This is a genomic window from Veronia pacifica (genome assembly GCF_001707825.1).
In the GTDB taxonomy this organism is placed as follows: domain Bacteria; phylum Pseudomonadota; class Gammaproteobacteria; order Enterobacterales; family Vibrionaceae; genus Veronia; species Veronia pacifica.
On sequence record NZ_LYBM01000051.1, the window covers coordinates 17,658 to 37,034 of the forward strand.

At 42.5% G+C, this 19,377-nt stretch carries 21 protein-coding genes; 7 read left to right on the plus strand and 14 right to left on the minus strand.

The genetic code is table 11. The features are described 5' to 3' along the window. Nucleotides 1-133: 133 nt before the first annotated feature. Nucleotides 134-694 carry a nucleotidyltransferase family protein gene (locus A8L45_RS19910; RefSeq protein ID WP_217492190.1) on the plus strand — a complete coding sequence of 187 codons (561 nt, stop codon included), beginning with the start codon at nucleotides 134-136 and terminating at the stop codon, nucleotides 692-694. Here the strand turns inward: A8L45_RS19910 and A8L45_RS19915 are convergent. Together A8L45_RS19915 and A8L45_RS19920 are read right to left on the minus strand one after the other, a co-directional pair. Continuing rightward, nucleotides 691-1,527: a TauD/TfdA dioxygenase family protein gene (locus A8L45_RS19915; protein WP_175402032.1), complete on the minus strand. Its 837-nt coding sequence runs from the start codon at nucleotides 1,525-1,527 to the stop codon at nucleotides 691-693. The genes A8L45_RS19910 and A8L45_RS19915 overlap by 4 nt on opposite strands. A 180-nt stretch (nucleotides 1,528-1,707) precedes the next feature. Then, nucleotides 1,708-2,346, minus strand: coding sequence for a hypothetical protein (locus A8L45_RS19920; RefSeq protein WP_068905113.1), 639 nt, complete (start codon nucleotides 2,344-2,346; stop codon nucleotides 1,708-1,710). Between the two features lie 468 nt (nucleotides 2,347-2,814). Here A8L45_RS19920 and A8L45_RS19925 point away from each other — a divergent pair, with 468 nt between their 5' ends. Beyond that, nucleotides 2,815-3,606, plus strand: a complete 792-nt coding sequence (locus A8L45_RS19925; RefSeq protein ID WP_068905114.1) for a siderophore-interacting protein — start codon at nucleotides 2,815-2,817, stop codon at nucleotides 3,604-3,606. 77 nt (nucleotides 3,607-3,683) lie between these two features. On the opposite strand, the gene A8L45_RS19930 is transcribed toward A8L45_RS19925, so the two are convergent. From A8L45_RS19930 to A8L45_RS19955, 6 genes are all read right to left on the minus strand, one after another. Then, nucleotides 3,684-4,157 carry a GNAT family N-acetyltransferase gene (locus A8L45_RS19930; RefSeq protein WP_068905115.1) on the minus strand — a complete coding sequence of 158 codons (474 nt, stop codon included), beginning with the start codon at nucleotides 4,155-4,157 and terminating at the stop codon, nucleotides 3,684-3,686. A 148-nt stretch (nucleotides 4,158-4,305) separates the two neighbouring features. After that, nucleotides 4,306-5,349 carry an MBL fold metallo-hydrolase gene (locus A8L45_RS19935; RefSeq protein WP_068905116.1) on the minus strand — a complete coding sequence of 348 codons (1,044 nt, stop codon included), beginning with the start codon at nucleotides 5,347-5,349 and terminating at the stop codon, nucleotides 4,306-4,308. A gap of 374 nt (nucleotides 5,350-5,723) precedes the next feature. Continuing rightward, nucleotides 5,724-6,200 carry a hypothetical protein gene (locus A8L45_RS19940; protein ID WP_068905117.1) on the minus strand — a complete coding sequence of 159 codons (477 nt, stop codon included), beginning with the start codon at nucleotides 6,198-6,200 and terminating at the stop codon, nucleotides 5,724-5,726. A 269-nt stretch (nucleotides 6,201-6,469) separates the two neighbouring features. Beyond that, nucleotides 6,470-6,940 carry a GNAT family N-acetyltransferase gene (locus A8L45_RS19945; protein ID WP_068905118.1) on the minus strand — a complete coding sequence of 157 codons (471 nt, stop codon included), beginning with the start codon at nucleotides 6,938-6,940 and terminating at the stop codon, nucleotides 6,470-6,472. Between the two features lie 18 nt (nucleotides 6,941-6,958). Next, complete coding sequence (locus A8L45_RS19950; protein WP_068905119.1) at nucleotides 6,959-7,378, minus strand: GNAT family N-acetyltransferase; 420 nt, start codon at nucleotides 7,376-7,378, stop codon at nucleotides 6,959-6,961. A 354-nt stretch (nucleotides 7,379-7,732) separates the two neighbouring features. Then, a complete protein-coding gene (locus A8L45_RS19955; RefSeq protein WP_083228437.1) occupies nucleotides 7,733-8,698 on the minus strand; it encodes a carbon-nitrogen hydrolase family protein in 966 nt (321 codons plus the stop codon). Nucleotides 8,699-9,089: 391 nt separating this feature from the next. On the opposite strand from A8L45_RS19955, the gene A8L45_RS19960 reads away from it, so the two are divergent. Beyond that, nucleotides 9,090-9,287, plus strand: coding sequence for a CPXCG motif-containing cysteine-rich protein (locus A8L45_RS19960; RefSeq protein WP_068905120.1), 198 nt, complete (start codon nucleotides 9,090-9,092; stop codon nucleotides 9,285-9,287). A 309-nt stretch (nucleotides 9,288-9,596) separates the two neighbouring features. Continuing rightward, a complete protein-coding gene (locus A8L45_RS19965) occupies nucleotides 9,597-10,379 on the plus strand; it encodes an endonuclease I family protein (protein WP_068905121.1) in 783 nt (260 codons plus the stop codon). Nucleotides 10,380-10,549: 170 nt separating this feature from the next. Here A8L45_RS19965 and A8L45_RS19970 read toward each other — a convergent pair whose 3' ends face one another. Further along, nucleotides 10,550-10,969 (minus strand): SecDF P1 head subdomain-containing protein, encoded by a 420-nt coding sequence (locus tag A8L45_RS19970; RefSeq protein ID WP_068905122.1) that lies wholly within the window; start codon nucleotides 10,967-10,969, stop codon nucleotides 10,550-10,552. A gap of 379 nt (nucleotides 10,970-11,348) precedes the next feature. On the opposite strand from A8L45_RS19970, the gene A8L45_RS19975 reads away from it, so the two are divergent. Further along, a complete protein-coding gene (locus tag A8L45_RS19975) occupies nucleotides 11,349-12,428 on the plus strand; it encodes a YHYH protein (protein ID WP_068905123.1) in 1,080 nt (359 codons plus the stop codon). 188 nt (nucleotides 12,429-12,616) lie between these two features. On the opposite strand, the gene A8L45_RS19980 is transcribed toward A8L45_RS19975, so the two are convergent. The 4 genes from A8L45_RS19980 to A8L45_RS19995 all read right to left on the minus strand — a co-directional run bounded on the left by A8L45_RS19980 (nucleotide 12,617) and on the right by A8L45_RS19995 (nucleotide 16,218). Further along, nucleotides 12,617-13,339 carry a MiaE family protein gene (locus A8L45_RS19980; RefSeq protein WP_217492192.1) on the minus strand — a complete coding sequence of 241 codons (723 nt, stop codon included), beginning with the start codon at nucleotides 13,337-13,339 and terminating at the stop codon, nucleotides 12,617-12,619. Further along, nucleotides 13,326-13,886 carry a sulfotransferase gene (locus A8L45_RS19985; protein ID WP_068905124.1) on the minus strand — a complete coding sequence of 187 codons (561 nt, stop codon included), beginning with the start codon at nucleotides 13,884-13,886 and terminating at the stop codon, nucleotides 13,326-13,328. Before A8L45_RS19985 ends, A8L45_RS19980 begins: the two co-directional genes overlap by 14 nt. 334 nt (nucleotides 13,887-14,220) lie before the next feature. Beyond that, nucleotides 14,221-15,393, minus strand: a complete 1,173-nt coding sequence (locus tag A8L45_RS19990) for a hypothetical protein (protein WP_068905125.1) — start codon at nucleotides 15,391-15,393, stop codon at nucleotides 14,221-14,223. A gap of 15 nt (nucleotides 15,394-15,408) precedes the next feature. After that, complete coding sequence (locus A8L45_RS19995) at nucleotides 15,409-16,218, minus strand: hypothetical protein (RefSeq protein ID WP_068905126.1); 810 nt, start codon at nucleotides 16,216-16,218, stop codon at nucleotides 15,409-15,411. An 883-nt stretch (nucleotides 16,219-17,101) separates the two neighbouring features. On the opposite strand from A8L45_RS19995, the gene A8L45_RS24680 reads away from it, so the two are divergent. Continuing rightward, nucleotides 17,102-17,251 carry a hypothetical protein gene (locus A8L45_RS24680; protein WP_175402034.1) on the plus strand — a complete coding sequence of 50 codons (150 nt, stop codon included), beginning with the start codon at nucleotides 17,102-17,104 and terminating at the stop codon, nucleotides 17,249-17,251. A 439-nt stretch (nucleotides 17,252-17,690) separates the two neighbouring features. On the opposite strand, the gene A8L45_RS20000 is transcribed toward A8L45_RS24680, so the two are convergent. Further along, entirely contained in the window at nucleotides 17,691-18,029 is a 339-nt protein-coding gene (locus tag A8L45_RS20000) for a hypothetical protein (RefSeq protein WP_068905127.1), read from the minus strand. Between the two features lie 977 nt (nucleotides 18,030-19,006). Here A8L45_RS20000 and A8L45_RS24235 point away from each other — a divergent pair. Then, nucleotides 19,007-19,377 (plus strand): hypothetical protein (locus A8L45_RS24235; RefSeq protein WP_139122429.1); only part of this gene is annotated, 371 nt, incomplete at its 3' end.

The following is a 19,377-nucleotide window of genomic DNA, read 5'->3' on the forward strand; positions in this document are numbered from 1 at the left end:
GCTGTCGAACTGATGAATATCTCTGCGCCAGGATATTGCCAGGACAAGCTCTAACGAAATGAATGACGCCCTTTCATATCAATCAAGAATGGTGCTTTGAGCAGATAAAATGAGAACAAGTAGTCACATATATTTGGAAAAAAAAGTTCGAAACTGGATCGCTAATGATGAACTTCGCTTTATCGCACTTAAAACAGCAGCGACACTGAACCTTCCGCAATGGTGTATCGCTGCTGGATTTGTCCGCAATCTTATCTGGGATAAACTCCATGGACATGATTCAGCCACTCCTCTCTCTGATATCGATATGATTTACTTCAACAAAGAAGATACAAGTGAAGAAACAGACAAGAAGTATGAAGACAAGCTGAAAGCAATCAGTCCCTTAAGCTGGTCGGTGAAGAATCAGGCCCGGATGCACAATAAAATACATGTCAGCCCTTATGAGAGCACGCTCGATGCGATGAGCTTTTGGCCTGAAATTGAAACTGCCATTGGTGCATACCTGAATCCCCAGGGTGACATTGGCATCATCACACCATTTAACCTGGAGCAACAAGTATCAACGACTGTCACTGTAAACTCTCGGCATCCTTCGCCAAACACCGCATTGTTGCGGGCAAAGGAAAAGGGCTGGCTTACCCTATGGCCTGAGCTAAAAATACACACCCACAACGCTGAAGTTACGTCTTAGGCAGGAATGACAGGCTCGCCAATAACAGTAACGCGGTGAAGCCTTCTTGGTGTGTCGCCATAGTCCGTAACAGCAAAGTGCTGTGTACATCGGTTATCCCAAATAGCGACACTGCCTTTTTGCCATTGAAAGCGCACTTGAAACTCGGGTTGCCGCGCAACACCGTATAACGTCTTCAACAGAGTTTGACTTTCTTTATCATCAAGCCCATTCACACAACGAGTGAACTGTTCGTTGATGTATAAAGTTTCAAGCCCGGTTTCGGGGTGTCGTGCAATCATGGGGTGTGTCACCTGACTGATAGATTTTGATTTCTCGGCAACACTGCTTTGACCTTTTTCATCTTTGCTATCGAATCGGCTCCCCTCAAAGGCATGGAGTCCATGAACCGCTGTCAAGTTCATCACACGCTCTTTGATATCCAGCGGCAATGTATTGAGCACAGCTTCCATAGACACCCAAATCGTATCCCCACCCTCGTTAGGAATCAGACTTCCGAACAAAATTGAGCATTTTGGAGGCGCAGCCTGCCACGTCATATCCGTATGCCAGAAGCTCTCACCGGGCGGATTGCCACGCGTCGTTTCTATCACACTAATTTGAGGATAGTTATCGACATGAGGGAAGAAAGGGTGCGGCTCTTCGAGACACCCAAAACGTTGGGCCAAAGCAAGGTGGTGCTCTGGTTCAAGGCATTGATCCCTGAAAAATATTACTTTGTGCTTGAGGAAAGCCTGGTAAATGATATCGAAATCTGAATCGCTCAGGACATTTAGATCGACGCCCGAAATGTTAGCGCCGATGAAAGGATTGATGGGGACAACGTTAATCACACTTTTTTCCTAATGGGCAGTATGGAAATCTGAGAGTTACCTTACAAAGTTTTACAGCAGATATGACAGGCTTACTGAACTATTTATTTCAATAAATTTGCCCAGTTTAAAAAAACTGGGCAAACATTAATACGTTTCTTGGAATGTCGAGTGAACACATTGACGCATTAAGTGACACTGTCACAGCGTATATTTGATATTAAATAAAAAATGAAGTGCCGTGTTAGGCAAGTCCATACTAGCACCATCGCCCAAGTCTAACCTGGTATAAGAATGGGAAACCTTGCCCTCAATACCCACAGAAACACTATCATTCACCATAAACTCTCGTTCGAGGCCAAACTGCCCAGTGACGCCTTTAACCTGATAGCCGTCATCCAACTTGAGACCATTAATAATAAGAGTGGGACTGGCGACAACAGGCCCGATACCTCCTCTCGCTACCCATTGATTTTTGGCAACAGCATAATTGAGGTAAATAAAATTGACGTCGTTGCTGATTTCAAGGTTATCTATGCCTTGGCCCACATCTTTTTCGTTTGCGTGTAGTTTGTTATGAATAAATTCCAGCTCATAAGCAGTAGAACCAGACCACTTACCTGCCTTAATGGCGAAATACAATGGTGAAGGCTTGGAGTCAAACGAAACATCATCAAGAACTATGTCTTGCTTGCCGTCTCGCTCAATTTCTATTTTTTCACTTGAATTAATGGCAGTGCCTAAACCAAAGGATAATTGCCATCCTTCTCTCGTTACGTCGGCCAAAACAGCGGGTGATAATGTAGCGGCTATAACTGCGGTTATTAGTGTTTTTTTCATAGCTAACCCCTGAGCCCAATGGCTTAAAAATATCAAACAGACAACAATTGACGGAGTAACTCTGTGTATTGCCATCCCAGAAAACTAGACGTTTCATCAATTAACACTAGTGGATGCAACTCTCGCTCGCCAGATACCTGGATGTTTATTTGCGTCGTCAAGTCATCAATCTGATCAAGCACATGTTTGCAGGTGTAAGCACATTCTCATCAAGTAGAAAACGGGCTTGAAGACTCAGTTTTTCCGTATTTTACGCTCTGCTGATTATTCTTGCTCTCATAGTTTGTTAGACAGTCAAAGCATCTTTTTCTGATGCTTTAATCATTTACACTGCCACTATCTCCCTAAAACGTGTGTGATGCTTGCCGCATATCTATGTCATTTCTATAAATTTTAAACTGTGTACTTTTCCGTTTTGAATCTGGCTGATACCCTAATGGTAACAAGAATCATTATCGGTAACATTGTATGTCATTACCAGAACCCAAGCTCCTAACTGTCGTAAACGCTCATTCTGTCACCCCAAACATGCAGCGCATTACCCTTAAAGGTGAAGCGATACACGATTTTCCTGAAGAATGTGAGGGTGGATATATTAAGTTCCTGTTTAACCATCAGGGCGGCACCGATTTAGATGGCTATTCGTATGAAAATCGACCTGTAATGAGGACGTATACCATTCGCCGCCATGATGCCGTTCAAGGTGAAATTGATATCGATTTTGTCCATCACGACACGACAGATGAAAGCTGCGGTTTTGCTTCACGCTGGTCAAAACACGCAAGTATTGGCGCTCACATCAACATACTCGGTCCAGGGCTGCTACAAGATCTGAACCCCAGTGCCGATGCGTTTTTCCTGGCGGCTGATATGACAGCCCTGCCCGCATTATCTGCGAAAATTAAACGTTTGCCAGAAAACGCTCAGGGCTATGCTGTGATTAAGGTGAAAGACGAGGAAGATCAGCAGACACTGGAGCATCCAGCCGGTGTTAAAGTGATATGGCTGAAAGGTACTGAGTCACTGCCGTCGAGCGTTCGTGCATTGGAATGGCCGGCAGGTAAAGTGTCAGTTTGGTGCGCTTGTGAGTTTGACGACATGCGCGTATTGAGGTCTTACTTCCGAAATGAGAAAGATGTAGACAGGGAAAACATCTATATCAGTAGCTACTGGAAAGAAGGCGTTACTGAAGATGGCCACAAAGTCATCAAACGACAGGATGTCGCTGAGCAGGAACAATCGAGTAAAACAACCGCTTAGAATAACAAGTCACTGGCCTGCCAATTTCCCATAACATCGGCAGGCTTCATTTATTCCCTAAATACTCTCGTCGACCTCTAAGTATTCCCAGATAATACCCTGCGCATAGTCAGTAATGTAATATCCTCATTCAGCAGCTGCGTCGACGCTTTTTCAAACCCACACTTCTGATAAAGACGGATAGCAGGAATATTTTTCAACGCCGTCGTCACTGATGTGGTGATATTGTCTTTACATACAAAAGAAACCAATGAAGTGCCAACACTTTTGCCAAATTGAGTGGGTTCGACGACCAAACGGTTAATATTAATAACGGTTTCATCCTCTTCTTCCATCGGCTCAATCTCAACAATGCCAACCAGTTTATGCATCAAGAACGCGCCAAAGAAGGTGCTTTTACTGCCGACAATATCTTCCACTTTCTCTGCCAGTGGCGGGAAAAATGTAACCCCAATAATATCGGCTTCGACTCGATATGAAGCCAACGAGAGAGATAACATATCTTTGGCAACAGAGAGAGAGCGGTGATCTAGCTTTTGTATTTTAAGCATTGTCGTTCAATAGTTTTTGGCAATAAACCATCAAACTTATCGTAATGAGTACAAGAATGCTCGGCGCCAGAAACATTCTTCGAACGGCCTCACTTAAGATTCTTTCTCTACTCTTTTTTTGCTCATTATGACGATTCAACGCGAGTAATTAATACCACCAAGCATCATTATCAGGTGTTTTTCCAATCTCAAATCTCTCACCAATCTTTGGTATAGCAACAGCCACACCTTTCTCCCTTCCAAGCTGTAGTGCTTTTATGAGTGGCTCATTCCAATCGTGGACAGATAGGTCAAAGGTACAGTTATGGACAGGCATCATGACCTTACCTCTTACATCAATATGTGCGGCTACGCTTTGCTCAGGAAACATGTGAACAAAAGGCCAATGGATATTGTAAGCACCCGTTTCTATCAGTGTTAGGTCGAACGGCCCATACTTTCGTCCAATTTTTTTGAACCCAGTGAAGTAACCCGAATCACCACTAAAAAAGATACGTGCTGACTTCGCCAAAACAGCCCAACCTCCCCATAGCGTGCTGTCCCTGTCCAACACGCCTCGACCAGAAAAATGCTGGGCTGGCGTAAACACAAAGTTGATATTGCCGACATTGACTGACTTCCACCATTCAAGCTCAATGATTTTTTCAGGCCGGACCCCCCAATCAACCAGATAAGGTTTAATTTTGAGCGGCACCAAGAAAACATTGGTCTTTTCAGCGAGGGCGGCAATAGAGGACTCATCAAGATGATCATAGTGATCATGACTGATCACCACGACATCAACAGTGGGTAATTCAGCAATAGTGATGGGGACAGGGTGAAATCGTTTGGGACCCGCAATCTGTGTGGGGGATGCTCGCTCACTAAACATAGGATCGGTCAGAATCAACTTACCCTCTATCTTCATCAAAACCGTAGAATGCCCCAGCCGATATACGACATTCTTAGTTTCATCAACGAGTTGATCCGGAGTAATTTTATCGATAGGTATTGGCTCAACGGGCGAAGCCAGTGGTCGTTTTGCAAATAGGTACTCATTAGCGACTGACAACAATGAATTGATATCTGGTCTTTCAATAAGCTCACTATTCGTGTACGTCTCAGGATATTGTCTTTCCACCGTGCTCGTGTTTCCACAGCCACTCAAAGCGATGAAGAATATCGACAGCCAAAATCTAAAATACCTTTTCATCCTACTGCCCTATTCCTTTTTTAGCAGCACATCATGGTGAAAAGCAGAATAACGCAACGTTTGGGTTAAAGAAAAAAGCAGATAGCTTAAATACATAAAGTGGGAGTTTAGAGGGGTAATGCTTTGTCAATTAGGCAAGGTGTGACCAGAAACCTTTAAGCACTCATATTGATAATATCTTGCAGGCTCATGTGAAAGGCTCTGGGTTAAAAAGACTCTGGGTGGGACGACTCTGGGTGAAAAGGAGCTTAGCAAAGAGGCTATCACCGAAAAGGCACCTGGCAAAAAACCGACTAGTAAAGAAAGAGTCCTGCAAAGCAAGACTCTCTATGTTGTGACTGTTGCTGTTCAATATCGGGGAGCAAAAATGGCTGTCAGAATTGATATCCCATATTGAGAGTCAGTGCTTCTTTAACTTCGCCTTCATCCTCTGAGAAGATGATGGAACCACCAAATTTAACGCTTTGCTTGTTAATGCCGTCTACGAAGTAAACGTATTGCGGAGCAACATAGCCCTGCCACTCATTTTTGTCATCAAGCGTATTGTAGGTTGTGCCAACGTGGACGCCGACAGCATGCTTATTATCATCTGCAAAAAAGAGCGATGTACTCAAATATCCTGCTCCAACACCACAATCAGTGCTGATATCGTTATTACTATGTTGAACCAGTGCAAGGCACCCTGCCGAACCATACATTAATGACTCTTGGCTATTGATGCCATAATATCCACCAATTCCGTTGTAATTGGACCCCATCCCTAATCCAATTTTATGCTCGGATGCCGCTACACTGCTGGAAAATGCTGCGAACCCAGCTAAGAGAGACAGCATAATAGCTGAACGTTTCATGAAAGATCCTTAAAAGCTGTTAACGATGAATTCAAAAAAGTGGGAGGCTGTATAGTTACTTTTTTAGCGCAACAGCCTGTTCTAGATATACTAAGGTGCCTGATTGCATATAGCTTTAATCAGGTAAAAGGCGGAAATGAATTTTGAACCCACTTCAAATGTTTTATCTTCTGGTCCTTCATAAACGGCATAACAAAGAACTATAGATGTAATAACGACTGCTAATTAAATCAGCATTACGCCATTACACCCAATCGAAAGCGCAAACCTCAAGGTCGTTTTATCTGATACAACGCACCGTGTTCGTAGTCATTACTTGCCGCTTTGTACTTCTTCCACCCCAAATATTGCGCAATCTTTTGACTGGATACATTGCTATCGGCAATAAACACCTTCACTTGATCGAAGTCAGTAGATGCCGCGAGTTCTGATACAGCAAGTTGACACATTTTCTTAGCGAAACCTTTGCCCCAAAATTTACGACGCAGAAAGTATCCAAAATCATCGACACCATCGATTTCTGTTACCCCACAAAAACCAACAAGTTCTCCAGAAACAGGTAATCTAAATGCGAAACGCTTTTGTTGGGTAAATTCGTGCTCAAACCATGCTTGCGCTTCAGCGTCTGACAATGGCCTTCTAGGACCGAGATATTTCATCACTTCAACGTGTTGAAGCAGGTCGAAAGTAGCGTCGCGATCAGTTATCGCGATACGAGATAGTCTGATATTTTCAGTCAATTTAACTGCCACTCCCTATTAGTCAGTGAGAGAAAAATGATGGCTGGCGATCTTAAATCCTTCACGTAAATAAAACTTATGCGCGGAAAATCTCTGTACACCCGAGTCAAGATGGATTTGCTGACAACCTGTCGCAGTAGCATACTCCTTAAACCATTTCATTAGGCAGGCGCCAACCCCATGAGAGCGGCTAGACGTATTTGTCACCAAGTCATCGATATAAATATGTTTTCCCCAAGCGAGCTTCTCGCCAATAACAAAGCCAGCGACGCCCAGAATATCTTCGCCTGATTTTACGTAGACAATCTGATAACCATTTTCCTGTTGTTTTTCTATTTGCTGGGCCAGAGAAAAGTAATCGTAAGAGGTTCGAAGTTGAAGCATCACGTTAAGCACTGCCTCATAGTCTGCATCTTTGGTGAGTAATTTAACGTCCATTAATTATCATTAACCCCTATGTTTTGCTTTGAAAAAGTATCCGCTTATAGCAGTAAGAAAACCGTCAGAGAGAATATCGCTCAGAGCCAACTTTATGAATAAGAATGAAAAGATAGTTCACCGAAATTGTATTGAAGAAGAATTGTATGGCAGAAGATTAGCGAGGATGTAGGAAATTTTTGGATGAGATGAATCTTTTGCGAACAAACACAAATGAAAAGTTTGTTCTTATTTTTGGAGAACCCTTTAAGAATATATCACTTTCATGTTATCGCTCAGCGATCTTGAATAAGTGATAAGCAACAACCGTTATTTCTCAGTAAAAAAGACTGAACCTGACAATATTGAGAGCGATCAGCGGATATCTTTCCTGAGCTGTCGCTGATAATACGACTTGCCACAGGCATTTTGATGCCACCAGAATAGTTTGTGTAAAAGCGTTAGATCGGCAAACCAAAAGTCTTCTGGCCTAAAGTTTAGAGTTGGAGCGACAGAACCCAATGCTATCTCTGCCATTACTATACCGGGGCCTTCACTACACTCTCTTTTAGCAATCACCTCTCCAAAAGCATTGACAACCTGCGTTGCACCGACAAATTCAGACTGATAATTCACAGCCACTGTAGAGCCCGGCACACAAAGGCACTTGCCACTGAATTGACCACAATGAGAAGCATGAATCACCGGCGCGCCTATGGCTTTAGCTAAACGAGATGGAGACTCCGATGACAGGCGTTGGTTAATTTTACTGATTCCCGCCAAAGCGACGCTTACTAGAGGCCAGTTATTTGGGATATTCCACCAATGAGTGCCTGTCATAGCCAGCCCTATTTTTCCTTTCAGGCGCGATAATGTCTGTGAACGAATCAACTCCCAACATACGGCAGCACCCACACCACCCAGTGCAGTACTCATAACTCCCTCATCACTGCCCCCCTCATAAAAGCAGTTCTCCCACATTGTCGGTAAATCTTTATCGTGAAAATGCACCGTTCCATCTGGTTCTACAAAGTAATACCGGTTATAGACTGACGAGCCAGTACGAATAAGTGCAGAGCCGCCAATATACCCACTATTTTCTGTTGCCAAGGTTTTGAGTAAATGCAGTGCGCTATTATTTTTGTCGCTTATGGTGAGGTCTGGTGTGTCATCAGCCAAAAAGACAGGAGAACTGAAGAATTCGGGTAAAGCTACAATTTTCGCGCCAAGCACAAAAGCTTCAGTAGCCATGTCCCTCGCCTGCGCCAAATTGTAATCAAGATCGCCTAGCTTTCCTTCCATCTGAACAGCAGCAGCAATCAATGTCTCTTCCTTGCACATCGTGTATCTCCGTTTCCCATAGAGCGAACCGCGAGTCTCATGCCATTACTAAGAAAAATCGACAATAAGATGAGTACAGTAGATGTTACATGTATTTCGATGTTCCGGGCGTTTCATCACCTCCCGACTGCCCGACAGTTCCACATTTGATAATCTGACGTCAGACATTTTCAAAATAGAAACGCCATACATTGCACACCGTTTTTCACACCACTTTGTACGTTGCCTCGTTCATTATTCGCCGTAGAATCCAAAAAAATATTGCTGTGATAGAAATGAAAATCACATTTTTGACCAGCTATTGACACTCGCAGCATCATTCTCTTCGTATAGTATTTTTAATTAATCATAACGATCTGACTCACTGAGTGCGTCATTAGGCAGACTGGCAATGAATGAATTAACAGAGAGATCCATCGGGTGCCCTTATTGTGGGGAGGTGATTGAAGTATTAATCGACTCCACCGATATTGATCAGCAGTACATTGAAGATTGTCAGGTGTGTTGCAAACCTATTGTGTTTAAAATTTATGGCAGTTTCGATGGTAACGTTGATGTACATGTTTTTAGTGAAGACGAAGCATACTAGCGAAAAATACTCCATCCGGATGCGGTGATAACTGAAAATCGATCTTGTTTTTCATTGGTCAGAAACATTTATTCAACTTCGCTATCATTTATATCTTCATGAAAAACAGCAAAAGTCGACATTAAAAATTCTACATAGGCTGCATAAAAACTGGTTTTCATTTCCTTAAAAAAACCTAGATCAAACAATCATATGCATGTAATTAACAGACATGTGTAATTACAGTAGTCTTGCGCCGCTTTTGCTACTTAACGCCTCTATGTGTAGATGGCGTTTTTTAAAAATGAATACGTATTAAAAGGATGAACAATGAAGAAGTATGTTTTTCTTGGTTTAGGTCTGTTTAGCTCAACGTTTTTCTCGTTACCCACAATTGCTGCACCTTATGGATTTTATGTTGAAGCTGAAGGAGTGGAAGGACAGTCACTAAAAGATATGCTTGGAACGATTGCAGCACGAGGACAAAAACCACTCTCTTACTCACAGGTTTGGCAAGCTCTAAAGGACACCAATGAAGATCCGAACAACTCGGACAATGTCATTCTTTATTACAGCGGACGCTCTCAAGCTAAAAGCTATACCGCCTCCGGATCAAATGATCAAAATGCATGGAACCGTGAACATATTTGGCCGAAATCATTTGGGTTCAAACGTAAAAACCAATGGGGATATACAGATCTTCATCACTTACAACCGACAGACGTTAAGATCAATGCTATCCGTTCTAATAAAGACTTTGATTACGGCGGCTCCCCTATTTCAAAATCACCGTTAAACAAAACCGACTGGGACAGTTTTGAGCCCCGTGACGAAGTTAAAGGAGATACCGCGCGCTCTATTTTTTACATGGCGGTTCGCTATGACGGAAATAGTGGCAATATGCCAGACCTTTATTTGGTAAATGATACATCCAGTTCATCAGGCTCCTACAAGATGGGCAAAATTTGTACGCTTCTTGAGTGGCATAATGCTGATCCCGTAGATAACTGGGAGCGCCAACGTCATGAAAAAGTCGTGAAGTGGCAGGGTAACCGAAACCCATTTATCGATAACCCGAAATGGGTTAATGATATTTATGGCGATGACTGCTAGCAGTCATTAAATATTACAAAAAGAGCGGGTTATGCCCCGCTCTTCCTGGGACGAAATCGGTACCTATATTCTCAATTCCGGCAAGGTAGCCATCTTTTAACCTATTTTTAGTAAATATAAGATGGCTCTGTTGAGTCGTTGTTGAGTCGTTGTTGAGTCGTTGATGAGTCTTACTCTGCTCCGGCAGCTAAAAAAGCATCGACTGTTTTTTCAGGTAACCCTGTTAATCTGATCATCCCTCCAATAGGCGACTGTATGACGGCAACATTCATTAGTTGACCGTTTGCACTCAAGGCCATTTTTTCGCCAATATTCGCTGACGATATTTTCCAAAGTCGTTCGGCTGCCGCCTTCGACAATGTCATGTTTACTGAGGTTGGCTCCGCGTCAACGCGGGTTGTTGCAATAATGTCCTTTTCCGTAACCACTGCCTGGCCTCGCAGGTGATGTTGAATAAGAGCGATTTCCGGTTTGTTTCCCTCGGGCATGGTGAGCTGACTATCTGCAAGATACAAAGCTAATTGGGGTTGCGGGGAAGACGTACAAGCAACAATCGACACGACTAGCGCAAAGAACACAATGTATTTCATTAGATTTTCCTAATTGATGGCATGGTTTAAGAATACGAAGAAGAATTTATGATGAACTCAGGACGACATTCATCTATGTACAGTCACATGAAATTAGACAAGGCAAATCTTCAATAACGTGAGATCGCCCTGTTCTACACCGCTAAGTTGTCCTGACTTAAGCAAGTAAACCAATCAATGTTCACATCAATAATACTGCTATCTATTACTGTGTGATGAGTCTTTATTGGTAAGCACACTCACATATGCAACGATACTGGTAATGTAAACTTGCTAGCTTAATTATCCATACATTCACTGCTGCACCCTATGAGTGAGAACTCTTTTATATCAAATGAGCATCCGTTCTTTCTCGTTTCACATCTCTGGAGGCAAAGCAATGAAAAAAGAGGATATTACCGAACAAAAGTTCCGCGTCACACACATGATAATACTGCCGATATTCTTGTTCGGTTGCGGAGGTCATGCAGAACAGACAGCCACATCCGGTAAGAATAACACCCAAAGTAATGATATTACTGATATTAAATTCAAAAATCGAAGTGGAGACTGCAAGTATCATATTGGTCAATATTCTGCCAATGTGAACGATATCCAGCGCGATAAGATGTTTACTGGCCGAATCAGTATCTCTGTTGATGGTGATAAGTGCGTTATTCGATCAAACTCAATCCCCAATCATGATTTTAATGATACTTCAGCGCGATTCGTGACAGATACAGCTGAGTTAAGTAAAACCTATGAATTTGCCGCCAGCCCCAAGCAGCAAGCCTCACCTGAACCTTTGAGTCTCAGACTATCAGAAGTCGTGTTGTTAAACGGGGTAAAAATCGATTTGCTCGCCGCTGCTTGCTATGGCGTCGGACAAGGTGAGCAACTTGGTAATGAAAAAATAGGCTGCTTCGACGATCAGATAGATAACCCCTGGCGTTACGATCCCATGTCCAGCCTCAATAGATTCGGTACAGATCGCCACAATGCACATGTCCAACCCACGGGCGAATACCACTATCACGGCAATCCAATCGCATTATTTTTACAAGACTGTGCGGGACGAGAAGCGTCACCTGTTATTGGTTTTGCCGCTGATGGCTTTCCGGTATTTGGTCGCTGCTTTCGCGACCCCACCGACGGAGAAACAAAGGTAGCGACATCGAGCTATCAATTGAAGACTGGAGCCCGAAAAGATCAGGCAGGATATACCACTCCGGTGGGCGGGGTCGGCAGCGTTGCGAGTAATACATACGATGGACAATTTCGTGGTGACTGGCAATTTATCGAAGGCAGCGGCTCATTGGATGTATGTAACGGAATGACGATCAACGGCCAGTATGGTTACTATGTGACAGATAGCTATCCATGGGTGCTTGGATGCTTTAAAGGGAAACCCGACGACTCGTTCTCAATGCATGGTGGCTCAGGTGGCAGAGGACATCGTCATCCGCCAAAGAAACCCTGATCAGGGAATACTGAGTTGTGCAGCAACATACTTATTAGTGGTGTTGAGGGTACAACCTGAGTTGCCGTACCCTCTTCATTAAGACGACCTGAAATACTCGACTTTCAGGGCCAATGTTATCGATTGATGTATAGGATCGATTTAGAGAATCAATTTACAACAACGATTAAGAAGATCGATTCAGAAAATCAATGCAGTGCGGCCGTAAATGGGATATGCCGGCAAATATCGGCTTCCGCCTCTAATATTTCTTTCAATCTCTTATCAATCACATCCTTGTCAAAATACTCGTAACCAAGCTCGACAAAAAGGTTTTTGTGTTTTTCTTCCGACTTCGCAATTGCCACATAAAAATCCTTCTCTTTCCCTTCAGGAAGAGCTTCTGCAACGAGAGAGAAACGTTCGTGCCCCCGGGCTTCTATCACGGCACCCACAAGCAAACGATCAATTAAAAATTCATCACTCCCCTGACGAAACAATGCACGCATTGCTTTCACATAGGGATCTTTTTGATCGTGACCCAATGTCACGCCACGCTCAATAAGAAGCTTCAAAACCTGCTTGAAATGGATCATTTCTTCGATGGCAAGATCTGCCATGGCTTTCACTAGTTTTGTCCTGTCTGGATAATGGCCCAACATTGACATCGCCATGCCTGAGGCTTTCTTTTCTGCTGCGGCATGATCCTGTAAAAACGTATCGAAGTCGGCAAGTACGTTTTCAGTCCAGTTGAATGGCGTGAGGTACTTCAATTCAAACATATAAATCCTTAATCCGTAGTCATTGTCTGTTTGGTATTTTCCACGCTGTTCCACGTAGCATCCTGTATAAAAGCGAGTAATTCGCTGTCCTTTGCCGTCTTTCCACGGCGGGTAGAGCTCACTTTTAACGGGTGTTTTAAGTCGTTCCATGCCGTGACTTTCCCGTTACGTTTAATCTCGGCATTCGCCTGTGTTGCAGCGGCACATTTAAAAATTGGCAAAGCAGGTCATGGCAGTCGGCGTCAGCGATATCCAAACATATGTAGTTAGTTTTATTTTGTTGGAAGTAATGAAGAGCTTGCCTTCGATGTTGTTGATAGCAGGTTTCCAAAAATTCAAAATCGTCAATCTTGTCTGTAGTAAGGCCTTGAAAGGTATTGAAAAAGCAACGCTTTATCGTATCGTTGAACCCTCCATGCTCAGAAAAAAGGTTATCCGCCATTCTGGAGAGCAAGCGTGATATTGAAGGTAACCACACTGCCAGCGGCCTCTCTAGATAAATAAACCTAGCATCTGGATATTTTCGATGGAGTAACATGTAGTCGTTAAAAACGGGCGTATCCGCAACCACCTCAGCATTAACTATGGTCTCTACCGTATAAGCTGTGTGAGCAGTTGAAAAACCAAGATCAATACAGGCTTTACATAAGCTTGTTGTCCCTGTCCGTGGTAATCCAACGATAAAAACTTTGCTCATGGCAGCCCCCTTAACGTTCAAACACATTGTATGTTCAAACACATAGTTTGTTCAGACACACAGTATAAAGAATCGTCCCAGACGCAGATAGAGCAACTCCTTGTCCAAAATATAGTGACGGCTCTAAAGTTAATTCAAAAAAAGGGAATCAAATAACCCGGTGCATCCGGTACGGGTTTAAAAAAAGATGCGATGATGGATATACGGGAAAGGGAATCGAAAAAAATAGATGGGCGACAGAGTTATTTATTCCGACACCCACCTATGCATGTTTGTACTATTTACTGGCGGAAAACAATACGGTCGAAAGCATACTGTTTTTGGCTTTTCAATATCAGCAAGATGAAAGTTCAGCCCAGTTCATCACGATTTTTTTGTGGTTCTGACCGACAAATAGAACGCGATTATTATCGGGGTTTTCCTCAATTCGCCATATGTAGCGGGCACCTGGCTTATCCCAGCGCTTAAGAAGGGTTCCTGCCTTGTCATAAGCAAGAATAGCCATACCCTCTCTATTATCGACGTAGCTGGCAGCCCAGTAGCTTGCTTTTGCTGTTTTTAAAACCGGATATTCATCTGCCTCAGCCAGTTTATCAGGGTTAACCAAGGCAACCGGTTTTAGACCAGATGGAAACGCCGGCATACGCACGATCGATATTGGTGTATCAACCGTTACATAAATAGGCTTTGGATTAATTAGTTCAATATCGTGTCCAGACTTATCTTCCTTGGTCCAGCTTTTTCTCGATTTATCGAGATGTACCAGATCGGAAAGCACCTCGTCTTTCGTGATAGCATCAATTTCCTTAATAGCCGGAAGCGCATTCTTCTGTATTAAATTCTCGATGATTGCCTCGGACAAGGTGATATGGCTAGCCAACAGGCTATCACACGTCGTTTTTACTGCTTGAAGCATATCAACGAGAGCAACAGATTTCTCTTTTGCCATCATGAGTACGGCTCGATATTGATCAGCCTGGTGAATGCCATGCCGAAGCTTATCTCGCATCTCAGCACCCTCGAAAGCGTCTATGGCGAAACCAATTCCGACAACAACGACACCAGCGACAAGCCCGGCAACAATACCGCCCGCCAATGCCCCAACGGTTAATTCCGACCCCATAACGGTTGCCATCACCGTTGCAGCTGTTTCTGCCTCTAAGGCCCCAGTCTCAACTAACATTGCCGTTGCTGCTGGGGCCAAATAGGAAACCGTTGCAACCATTCCACCAATATCCAGCAATACCTTACTGACTTCGACAACACTGTCTGCCTTACTCATTTGATCAACAACACCCGCAGTCTTCAAGATGTCGACAGAGTGAACACCTGGCGGTTTTAGTCCCGCCTTTCGATATACCGCAGCAATACGGGAATTCACCTCAGGCAGGAGCTGATGAAAATCAGCACAGGCACTCTTAGCGTCAGACAGAAAATGATGAGCGTCTGATGACAGTTCCAACAAACGTTTTTTTCGCTTGTCATTGTCTGGATAGAAGATGGACATTGCTATTCGTCCCTATTAGCGCGGGTCGTCGGTGGTGTAAGAATGACGAGAGTGATCCAGTGTTTTGAGCTCATCGAGGATCGTGTCTTCAGTGATCGCTTGTTCTTTCTCGATAGCTGGTGCCGCATCTTTGGTGATAAGGTTTTGAATCACTGCATCGCTGATTTCAAGACCGATACCTTCGATCGCGTCGAGTGACGTTTTGATTGCGCGTAAGGAATCTAACAGTGTCGCTGCTTTCTTCTGAGATAAACGCACTGACGTTCTCATTGGATAAATTTCATCAATGGCGTCAGTCAATTTTGCCTTAGCCTCTGCACCTTCGATTGCCTGAAAACCAATATCAATACCGGCAATGGCAATGCCGCCAACCATGCCACCGATAATCGCACCTGCAATGTCACCTGTGGTGATTTCTACTTCACGGCCAACAATAGGCAAGGTGAACTCTCTTAATACATTTTTAGCCGTGTCTTCTGCCATTATACCTGTTGCAACCAGTGCACGGGTTGCGCCTGGAACAAGGTATTTTGCGGTTGTTACCAGGCCTGCGATGTCAGCCACGATTTCAGACACTTCCAAAACCGTTGAATCGTCCGATAAATCGGCAACGCCGGATTCTTTAAAAATATCGACTTTTCTTACTGAAGGTGCCTGAAGGTTGGCTTCACGATAAACATCAGCAATTACCTGATTAACCTCACCGAGAAGTTCCTCAAACGTGTCATAATCAGTCTGTGCTTGAAAAAGATAGTCTTGAGCGTCCGTACCAAGCTCTACCAGTCGGGTTTGTCGTTTTTCATTATCGGGATAAGTAATACTCATAGCCGTGTTCCTTTTTTGTTGAGAGTTATTGATTAAAAAGAGTGTCGCCATCATTTTGAATAACGCACTTCCTTGATGCGTCTTATCGCACTTTTGCCTGATCATAAATATCGGTAGAAAATCAAGGGCTGATAAAGTAAATCAGCTCCCTTTTATGCTAATGAATTTTCTGTGTGAGGATCATTTTTCAATCATTTCACATAAAAACCACTATATTTCTATTTCAGTATCGCAGTGAGTAAGAGCCAATGCAGACTAAACATTTAACTAAACATCAAAAATAATTATCTTTAATGTTTACCAATCAAAACGACAAAATATTATATATGCAATGATAAGATTTCATTTTCGTTCGGCATAAATCTCAATTTAAATTGAGATAAAAATAGAAGTTTAAGCAACTAAGTATTAGATAGGAACAGAACTTACGCGTTAAAAAATAGAAATATAGATCTTATCTATATATTAATCTCACTATTAACAATATCACATTTAATAATTATATTTCTATCAATTAATGGATTATGACGTTAATAATATTTAAAACCCAAAATTATTTTAGTAGTGTATGAATAGTTCCAATACCTAAAAAACCAATCTATTAGCCAAAAACCTTTATTTAATAAACCTTGTGACAACAAAGTATTGACAAGTGCATTTCATTTGCAACATTCGACAGAGTGTCAGAATGAGGTGAGAATAATAATCTCTTCTTTGAGGCGATAATCTAATAGAAGTTAGACATAAAAGTGGAATAATAGTGTTCAGATGCATCATGATTACAGCAATGTGACCTTTGCCAATGTAGTAAATAAATAATATGGTATTTTGTCGCACTGTAATTTTAAATTGTCAAAAGCATACAGTAGCTTGGAGATATGCAATGAACAGCTGGTTAGACTTTTTCCCTTGGATTGCCATGGCGATAAAACTTATTGCTTTAGGTGTTGCTGGTTACTTTGCCATTAAGTGGCATTTCGATCAGGATAAGAAATTGAAGGAAAAAGAGAGACAAGAAGGAAAAGTAAACTAACTACCTTAAGCGCGCTTCACCTTTTGCTCTCCTGCTTTTTGCGCACAGCACTCATAAATAAGCGTTTTACACGTTCTCTCTTTGGCGAGAAATCTATTGTTTCTCGCCAAAGACCCTAGAAAAACTCAACCGCAACAACTGACTACCCATACCAGGTGTTCGTTATCGAAGAACACTCCAACATCTACACTAACCTATGCAAGTCAGAACTTAATTTAGCCAACAGTCAACGCAATCATCTGTTGATGTATGAGCGACGTCATCTGCTGTAATAATGAAGATGGCTACCCTACTTTCACCACTAACCAATTGGCTGACGATTAAGAAAGAGCTAGAGAATGCATTATCTGATATGTGTCGTTACCATGTGTTGTTAACCAGGGCGGAGTAGAGCTTGGCTTTTACGAAGAAAAGACCCGCCAATAAAGGCGGGACATCATTAATTTAAAATATCGATAGGGCCATGGTCATCGCAGTGGTCGCCATGAGGATGATGCAGCCTTCCATCGACAATATAGTCAATATGATCACCATGCTGTATAGCTTCGTGACCACATCCCGGTCCATGAACGTGCTCATCACAAACGTGTAGTGGTTTACATTCATTTGGGTTGGTATCGGTAAAATCAATCACATGCTCGTCACAATGGTCACCGTGCGGATGGTGTAGCTTGCCATCAACCAAGTAATCTGTGTGGCCGTTATGTTGAATAGCCGTATGACCGCAATTTGGCCCATGCGTATGATCGCCGTGTGAGAAATCTTTGGTGCAGGTCATGTTAACTCTCCTCATTGATATCCAATGTACATTGTTTATTTTAATATTTTTATCGAGTCATGGTGTCAGAAGTATGAATGTTCTCAACTTTGTCACGCTAGCCTCAATACGAGATTCCTGAGAGGTAATATAAGGTAGACTGCCAAAGAAAAACATCAGGAATCGATAATTTAAAAAGAATATATCGCAAAGTTTGATTGTCTTAACAACATTAAAAGGTTATCGCTTCCTAAATAATGTTTTACACGAATGATACTGATATTAGTCACATATTAAGCTTACATTTTCCTCACTTAAAATATGAATGCAATGCGACAATAGATCGATGCCCCTCATTCACTCTTCTCAGTTCAGGGCCCAATAGTTTCATTTCGACACATTTTGATAGCTCTCTAGTATCTTGTAGCAGATGGTTCAAAATCCTTTGCAGGATAAAACACCGATATAGGAAATACGAATTATATTAGACAATTTAGCAGAAATGGATATTTATCCAGTATTGTTTGATAGACTAATTACCCTATCTCACACAACACGTATCGAGAAATCCTTCATCCTGATTGACGTTCACTTTTGGATAAAATTTTCTTACCTAAAACAGCGGCATTAGACTCGCATAGTGCTGTTGCACTAACTCATTTTTGGGCGATTTCTAGTTACGCCAGACAATCTTAGCGGCTCTGAGATAGCCTTACGCATAACGCTTGGCATAGCGAGCAGGTTAAGAGTGGTTTCAAGGGCGGTATATGGTGATGACTGTAGGACCCGAAAAATTCTTTTTTCGCGGGGGTCGCCCTCGTTTGAAGGCAAAAGAGACAGAGAAGAACCTACTCGCCCAACCATAATGATTTGCGACGGACCACATGATTTTTGAAGTAGGGTTATGAAGCCACTCCAATTAATAGCGCAGTAGAATCATCTGATTTTTTTTGACAGTAAAATTTTCATCACACTTTATTACGCAGTAGGCAGTTTTCATGAAAAATTTGGCTTTATCTTTATTACCTCTCACCGTTTTAATATCGGGGTGTAATACAGATAGTGACGGTTCTATCACACGCATTGGCCTCCCCGATGGATACTATATACAGACTAACGATTCTACTGGGGACTGGGAGTGGTCATTTACGTTGTATGAAGGTAATGTTTATGACTTTATCTTCTCTGGAAGCTATAAACAGGATGCTGAATCAATATCGGGTTATATAAATACAGTTAACGGAAAACCTTACGAATACTATAATAATGAGTTTGCATTTCTTTACTCGCCAGAAAGCGAAGTAAAGTATGTTGGTAAAGGTTATAGCGAAGGTTTGACTCTTCACTCAGCCAACACAAAAAATATCGA